2 protein-coding genes are annotated in these 1,344 nt (G+C 58.9%); both read left to right on the forward strand.

Translation table 11 applies throughout. The annotated features are described in order from the left end of the window. Positions 1 to 257: hypothetical protein (locus ABZX22_RS45110; RefSeq protein WP_354923508.1), on the forward strand; the 257-nt coding region annotated here is incomplete at its 5' end. A gap of 180 nt (positions 258 to 437) precedes the next feature. Next, positions 438 to 1,097 (forward strand): hypothetical protein, encoded by a 660-nt coding sequence (locus ABZX22_RS45115; protein WP_099605704.1) that lies wholly within the window; start codon positions 438 to 440, stop codon positions 1,095 to 1,097. The last annotated feature ends 247 nt before the right edge of the window (positions 1,098 to 1,344 follow it).

The raw sequence follows: 1,344 nt of genomic DNA on the forward strand, positions 1-1,344 counted from the left end.
TGGTCGCCGGCGGCAACACGATCACCTATACCGCCAACTTCTCGTATACCCGTGAACAGATGAATCAGGTTCTGGCTCAGTCCGGAAAATCGGATGCCGAAGCCAGGGCGATGATGCGCAACGCGGCGAAGGGTGGGGTCTGCGCTCAAGGCCCAGAGGGACGTGCATTCGTAGCGCTGGGCGGGCGTGTGCGCTACTTGTATCGATTCGTGGATGGCAGCCCGTATGAGACCATCGAAGTGGCGAGCTGCGACTAGTTTGAGCCGGCGTCGCCTGGTTGGCCTTTCGCCAATAGGGCTGGAACCCGGACCTGGTTGAGAAAGGCATGCGGCGAGACGTGGTTTATCTCCCTGTCCACAGAGGTTGGCTTCTGACGGGGGTGGCGCAACGCCCCTTTGTTGGTGTATTAGTTCGGGATCACCGAGCCAAGGACGGACATGAAGCAGATTCTGGGTGTTAAGTATGCATCGCCGCTCGAGCGGGAATATGAGGCGTGGATTGTCGCTGGCATTGAGGCCTATCTGAAGAACGTGGGGCTTCGATATGCCATCTGGGCAATCGGATCTTCCCAAGAGAAGGTCTGGCCAGCAGATGAGAAGCTCTCAGTTGGCTCGAAGATCGTTGGGTTGCAGTTCAAGCGAGCCAAGCTTGCTACCAGCGGGGCAGTCGGAAAAGATCGCCTGAAGTGGACCTTTGATCAGCCGGCAGGCCAGCTCGCCTTGGTGAGCTCCACGCCAGAGATCTTTTATTGCTTGCCTACGTTTATCAATCGTGATCTGCGGTCCGAGGCGCTCCATCATTGCCTGTTTTGGCGGCCTGATCCGGCAAAACTGAACACCAACGCGTGGTATGACAACGGCAGCAAGAAGGTGAAAACGCCATACAAGAAGCTAGATGACAGCATGCGCTGGGGGCTGTTCTTCGAACGGTTGATGTATTGCAATGTCGGCAAGAAGGTCCGTGGCGGGGGGGATGTGGACAGCCTCACCGCAAAGCTCGCTGCCTTCTACGCGCGTAATGAGATTCCGGAATCGCCCGACAGCGACCTCGATGGCGAGGATGGAACCTATGTCCTTGTCATTGAGCGACCAGAGTAGGGGGCATCGGTGTGGGCCGGCGGGCGATTCAGGTCCTGTCGGCTCTGGGTGACCATCCGAGCCCAGTCCACGCCCAGCTGCCTCACCTCATCGGCCCACGCTCGGTAATCGTCCAGCGGCATCGGGGCTTCCAGGCCGCGCTTGACCCGCTCCAAGTATTTGTTCTTCCGAGACTGGGCTTCTCGGAAACGGTGTTCCGCCTCGTCCAAGCGGTCAGCCCGTTTGGCGGCCTGCAGTTGGCCCAGCC

Source organism: Nonomuraea sp. NPDC003804 (genome assembly GCF_040610675.1).
GTDB lineage: Bacteria > Actinomycetota > Actinomycetes > Streptosporangiales > Streptosporangiaceae > Nonomuraea.